Here is a 6,767-nt window from a genome sequence, read left to right on the forward strand (position 1 = left end):
GGCGCCTGGCGCTGCTGCGGGGGCTGGGCCGCAGGCGGACGATGCTGCTCGGGCGGACGCTGCTGTTGCGGCGCTCCGCCCGGCGGGCGTTGCCGGCGCGGATCCTGCTCGTTCTGAGCCTGGGCCAGCATCTGATATCCGGGAACCGTCTGCGCGACCGCCAGGTGCGGCTGGGACAGCGTGAGCGCCGGCAACATGGTGCCTGCCAGCAGCAGTTCTCTGGTCTTAGACATGTTTCCCCTTCTCGCGGCGAAGCAACGCGCGATCACTCGACTAGAGCCCCACTCTGCATCGCATATGGCAAAGGCGGCGTCATCTGGGTGAGATCACGCAGACCTTGTGGCAGAACTCGGGCATCCGCCGCGCAAGTCTGAACGCAATCCGGTCCGATGCGAGCTTGCCAAGATCAGGCAACGAAACCGGCCGGCATTGCCGCTGGTCCGGTGCCGACATGAACGTCGCAGCCAGCCAGCGGTTCCTCGTCTGCAGCAATACGGCGCCGGCCGGTCAGGACGGATCGGCGGCAAGCGCAGTGGCCGCATCGGGTTTGCGGGCGAATCGGAGCCTGAGATTTTCCAGCACCAGATAGAGCGCCGGGGTCGTGTAGAGGGTGAGCACCTGCGACACGATGAGGCCGCCGATGATGGTGACGCCGAGCGGCTGGCGCAGCGCCGATCCGGGCCCCGTGCCGAGCGCCAGCGGCAGGGCGCCGAGCATGGCCGCGAGCGTCGTCATCAGGATCGGCCGGAACCGCTCGCGGCAGGCCTCCAGCGCCGCCTCGCGCGGCGAAAGCCCCTGGTCGCGCGTCGCCTCGATGGCGAAATCGACCATCATGATGCCGTTCTTCTTGACGATGCCGATGAGCAGGATGATGCCGATCATGGCGATGACCGACAGCTCCATGCCGGCGCCGCCAAGCGCGAGCAGCGCGCCGAGCCCGGCCGACGGCAGGGTCGACAGGATGGTCAACGGGTGGATCAGGCTCTCGTAGAGCACGCCCAGCACGATATAGATGACCAGGATGGCGGTGATGATCAGCATCGCCTGGCCGCCGGAATTCTGCGCGAAATCCTTGGCGTCCCCGGCGAATTCGGTGCGCAGTCCCTGCGGCGGATGCAGATCGTCGACCGCGCGGCGCAGGGCTGCCATGGTTTCGTCGAGACCGGCGCCTTCGGCGAGATTGTAGGTGATGGTCACCGACGGGAACGGCCCTTGATGGTTGACCACCAGCGGCGCCGTGGTGGTCTTGACCGAAACCAGTGTCGACAGCGGTACCTGCACGCCGCCGGTGCCCGGCACGTAGATCCGCGAAATGTCGTTCGGGCTCCGCGCAAATTGCGGCTCGACCTCGAGGATCACCTTGTACTGGTTGCGCGGGCCATAGATGGTCGTGATCTGGCGCTGCGAGAAGGCGCTGGCCAGCGCCGCATCGATGGCACTGACCGGAACGCCCATCCGCTGCGCCGCGACGCGATCGATGTCGAGCGCCGTCTGCAGCCCGCCGCGCTCCTGGTCCGTCGAGACGTCGACGAGCCCCGGCACCTTGCGCACCGCCTCGACGATGCGCGGCACCCAGGCCTGCAGCTCGTCGTAGTCGGCATCCCACAGGGTGAACTGGTACTGAGACTTGCCCGAACGCGCGCCGACCCGCAGATCCTGGGCCTGGACGATGAACACCCTGATCCCCGGAATGACCGACAAAGCGCGGCGCAGCCGGGTGATCACCGCCTGGGTCTCGACCCCGCGCTCCTCCAGCGGCTTGAGCGAAATGAACAGGCGGCCATTGTTGACCGAACCGCCGAAGCCGCTGCTGCCCACCGACGAGGACGCGCCAGCGATCGCCGGATCGTTGGCGATGATCGCATTCACCCTGACCTGCAGGTCGCGCATGGCCGGAAACGAGATCTCCGGCGAGGCCTCGGTCCAGGCGATCAGCAGGCCGGTATCGTCCTGCGGGAAATAGCCCTTGGGCAGACGCTGGAACAGCACGACCGTCGACGCGATGGTCGCGACCAGCACCAGCGTCACCAGGCCGGGATAGCGCAGCACCGGCCGGAGCGTTGCCATGTAGCTGCGGGTCATGGCGTCGATGATGCCGTCGATCATCCGCCCGGCGAGCGAGGGGCGGGTTTGCCGTGCCGGCTTCATGCGCGACACGATCATCGGCGTGACCGTGAGCGACACGACCGCCGAGACGGCGATGGCGAACACCATGGTCCAGGCGAATTCGCTGAACAGCCGGCCAATGACGCCCTGCATGAACAGGAGCGGAATGAACGCTGCGATCAGCGACAGGCTGATCGACACGACCGTGAAGCCGATCTGCCGCGCGCCCTCGATCGCCGCCTGCAGCGGTGCCAGCCCCATCGCCTCGTGCCGGTCGGCATTTTCGATCATCACGATGGCGTCGTCGATGACGAAACCGACGGCGACGATGATCGCCATCAGGGAGAGAATGTCGATCGAGAAGCCGGCGAACCACATGCAGACGAAGGCGCCGGCCAAGGACAGCGGCACGGTGACGCCGGCGGCAACCGTCGCCCTCAGGCGGCGCAGGAACACCATGACCACCGCCATCACCAGCACCACCGAGATGGCCAGCGTCCGGTAGAGTTCATGCACGCTCGCCCGGATGGTCGTCGTGCGGTCGTTCATGATCGAAATGTCGACGCCCGCCGGGATCCAGCGCCGGAGCTCCGGCAGCAGCGCGCGCACGCGGTCGGCCGTCTCGACGACATTGGCCCCCGCCTGCTTGGTGATGATCATGGTGACCGACGGCTTGCCGTTGTACCAGCCGGCATTGCGCGAGTTGCGCGTCGCGTTGCGCACGTCGGCGATCGCCCCGAGCCGGATCACGTCGCCGTTGGAGGTGCGCAGGATCAGCGCCTTGTAGTCGTCGGGCCGGGTGATCTGGTCGTTCGCGCCGAGCGAATAGCTGATCGTGTCGCCTTCGACGCTGCCGACCGGCGACAGCGTGTTGGCCGCGACGATGGCGGTGCGCACGGCGTCGATGCCGAGCCCGATCGACGCGAGCACGCCGGGGTCGACCCGGACCCGGATGGCCGGTTGCTCGGCGCCGGTGACGGTCACGTCGGCGACGCCGGGCAGCTGCGAGATGCGCTGCGCGAGCACGCTGTCGGCGACGTCGTAGAGCGCGCTCGTCTGCAGCGTGTCGGAGGTCAGCGCCAGGATCATGATCGGCGACGACGCCGGGTTGAACTTCCGGAAGGTCGGCAGCGACGGCAGGTTGGACGGCAGGTCCGTCGCCGCGGCGTTGATCGCCGCCTGCACGTCGCGCGCTGCGCTGTCGATGTTGCGGCCGAGCTCGAACTGCACGGCGATCGAGGTCGCGCCGAGCGAGGTGGTCGAGGTGATCTCGGTGACGCCCGAGATCTCGCCCAGCCGGCGCTCGAGCGGAGCGGCCACCGTCGCCGCCATGATCGCCGGGTCGGCGCCCGGCTGGGATGCCTGCACCCGGATGGTCGGGATGTCGACGCTCGGCAGGCTCGCCACCGGCAGGAACAGATAGGCCGTCAGCCCGATCATCAGGAGCCCGGCGGCGAGCAATGTGGTCGCCACCGGCCTCAGGATGAAGGGCGTGGAGAAGCCCATGGCTCACTCCCCCGGCGTCGTTGTCGGCATCCGCCCCGGCACGTGCACCTTGCCGCCGAAGGCGAGCCGCAGCTTTTCCAGCTCCAGATAGATCACCGGCGTGGTGTAGAGCGTCAGCAGCTGGCTGAGCAGCAGGCCGCCGATGATGGTGATGCCGAGCGGGATGCGCAGTTCCGAGCCGGTGCCCTGCTGCAGCGCCAGCGGCAAGGCGCCGAACAGCGCCGCCAGCGTCGTCATCATGATCGGCCGGAAGCGCAGGCGACAGGCCTCGATGATCGCCGCGCGCGGTGTCATCCCGCCCTCGCGCTCCGCCTCGAGGGCGAAGTCGATCATCATGATGGCGTTCTTCTTGACGATGCCCATCAAGAGGATGATGCCGATCAGCGCCACCAGCGACAGATCGTTGCCGGTGAGCCAGAGCGCCAGCAGCGCGCCGATGCCGGCCGAAGGCAAGGTCGACAGGATGGTGATCGGGTGGATGTAGCTCTCGTAGAGCACGCCCAGCACGATATAGATCACCACCACCGCCGCCAGGATCAGCCAGGGCTGGCCGGCGAGCGAACGGGCGAATTCCGCGGCCTCGCCGGTGAAGTCGCCGTGTACCGAATCCGGCACGCCGAGCTCGGCACGCGCCGCGCCGATCGCCGCGACCGCATCGCTCAGCGAGGCGCCGTCCGAGAGGTCGAAGCTGACCGTCGCCGACGGGAACTGTTCCTGATTGGTCAGCATCAGCGGCGCCGTGCCGCGCTCGACCCGCGCCACCGCCATCAGCGGGATGGGCACGCTCGCGCCGGTCGACTGGTTGACCGCCGGCACGTAGAGGCGGGAGATCGCGGCGGGATCGCGGGCCTGGCCGGGCTCGGCCTCCAGGATCACCCGGTACTGATTGGTCTGCGCGTAGATGGTCGAGATCTGGCGCTGGCCATAGGCGTCGTAGAGGGTGTCGTCGATCGCCTGGATCGACACGCCGAGCCGGGCCGCGGCGTCGCGGTCGATCACCACGGTGATCCGCCCGCCGCCATCCTGCACCTCCAGCGACACGTTGCGGAAATGCGGCTCGACCTCGATCCGCTCGGCCAGCCGGCGCGCCCAGTCGACGACCTCCGGACGCGACGTGCCGACCAGCGTATACTGATAGGCCGCCCGGCTCTCGGTGGTGCCGATCTGGATGTCGGAGACCGGCCGGACCGTCACCGTCAGGCCGGTGAGATTCTGCAGCGCGGCCCGCTGCAGGCGCGCAGCGATGTCGGCCGCCGTGTCATCCCGGTCGTCGCGGGATTTGAGGAAGATCTGCATCCGCACGACATTGGTGGTCGGATTGGAGGCGGCCGCGCCGGCCACGGAGACGAGCCCCGACACGTCGGGATCGGCCCGGAACAGCTCGGTCGCCTCGCCCTGCAGGCGCTTCAGCTCGGCGAACGATGTCGAGGGCCCCGCCTGCAGGATCGCCGACAGCGCGCCGGTATCCTGGGCCGGCAGGAACCCCTTCGGCATGATCACGTAGAACCAGACGGTGATCGCCAGCGTCGCTGCCGTCAGCAGCAGCATGCCGGCGGGCCGGTCCACCACCCAGGCGACGCTGCGGCCATAGGCATCGATCAGCCGGGTGCTCCAGTCGGTGCGCGGCCCGCCCTCCGCCTCCGGCTTCGCCTTCAGGAGCCGGCTGCACATCATCGGGCTCAGCGTCAGCGAGACGACCGCCGAGACCACCACGGCGATGGTGAGGGTGAGCGCGAATTCGCGGAACATCCGGCCGACCAGCCCGCTCATGAACAGCAGCGGGATGAACACGGCGACCAGCGACATGGTCAGCGAGACGATGGTGAAGCCGATCTCGCGCGAGCCCTCGAGCGCCGCCTTGAACGGCGGCTCGCCGCGCTCCATGCGCCGCACGATGTTCTCGATGATGACGATGGCATCGTCGACCACGAAGCCGGTGCCGATGGTCAGCGCCATCAGCGAGAGGTTGTCGAGCGAGAAGCCGATCAGCGACATGACCGCGAAGGTGGCGATCAGCGACAGCGGCAAGGCGACGCCGGCGACCACGGTCGCGCGCCAGGAGCGCAGGAAGATGAAGACCACCATGACGACCAGCCCGACCGCGATGGCGAGGGTGAGCTGCACGTCGTGGATCGACGCCTTGATCGTGCCGGTCCGGTCGTTGACGACGGTGAGGCGGGCCCCGCTCGGCAGGGCGCGCTGCAGCCGCGGCAGCTCGGCGAAGACCCGCTCGACCGTCCGCACGACATTGGCGCCGGGCTGGCGCTGGATATCCAGCACGATCGCCGGCCGGCCCTGGTACCAGGCGCCGACGCGGGCGTTCTCCAGGCCTTCGTTGACGGTGGCGACGTCGGACAGCAGAACCGGCGCGCCGTTGCGATAGGCGACGATCACCGACCGGTAGGCCGAGGCGGCCGTGACCTGGTCGTTGGCCGCGATCGTGAAGGACTGGCGCGGGCCGTCGAGCGAGCCCTTCGGGCCGGCGACATTGGCGGCGACGATGGCGGCGCGCACGTCCTCCAGGCTGATCTGATAGGCCGCGAGGCGGCTGATATCGGCCTGGATGCGCACGGCCGGCTTCAGGTTGCCCGCGACCGTCACCCGGCCGACGCCGGAGATCTCGCTGAGCCTTTGCGCCAGCAGCGTATCGGCGATGTCGGCGAGCCGCTCCAGCGGCGCCGTCTCGGAGGTGATCGCCAGCGTCACGATCGGCGCGTCGGCCGGGTTCACCTTCGAATAGGTCGGCGGATAGGGCAAGGTGCGCGGCAGCACCGAGCCCGCCGCGTTGATCGCCGACTGCACGTCCTGCGAGGCGGCGTCGATATCGCGGTCGAGGTCGAACTGCAGCGTCACCTGCGACAGGCCGAAGGAGCTCGCCGAGGTCATGGTGGCGAGCGAGGGGATGCGGCCGAGCTGGCGCTCCAGCGGCGCGGTGATCAGCGCCGCCACCGTTTCCGGATTGGCCCCCGGCAGAAGCGTCGTCACCTGGATGGTCGGGAACTCGACCTGCGGCAGCGAGGAGACCGGCAGCCTGAGATAGCCCAGCACCCCGGCCAGGACGAGCGCCACCGCGAGCAGCGAGGTGGCGATCGGCCGGTGGATGAAGGGCGCGGAGACGTTCATGGGGTTGCCGCCCGTGTGCGCGGCTCGCCGCC

Annotated in this window: 2 protein-coding genes and 1 pseudogene; all 3 read right to left on the reverse strand. The window is 68.7% G+C overall.

The window, feature by feature from the left end; translation table 11 throughout:
• A pseudogene (locus tag OZ671_RS31705) lies at positions 1–233 on the reverse strand (OmpA family protein); the annotation flags it as partial.
• Between the two features lie 274 nt (positions 234–507).
• Positions 508–3,612 (reverse strand): efflux RND transporter permease subunit, encoded by a 3,105-nt coding sequence (locus OZ671_RS31710; protein ID WP_268864396.1) that lies wholly within the window; start codon positions 3,610–3,612, stop codon positions 508–510.
• A 3-nt stretch (positions 3,613–3,615) separates the two neighbouring features.
• Positions 3,616–6,735, reverse strand: coding sequence for an efflux RND transporter permease subunit (locus OZ671_RS31715; protein WP_268864397.1), 3,120 nt, complete (start codon positions 6,733–6,735; stop codon positions 3,616–3,618).
• Positions 6,736–6,767 lie beyond the last annotated feature (32 nt).

It is taken from the genome of Phreatobacter sp. AB_2022a (assembly GCF_026847585.1).
Lineage (GTDB): Bacteria > Pseudomonadota > Alphaproteobacteria > Rhizobiales > Phreatobacteraceae > Phreatobacter.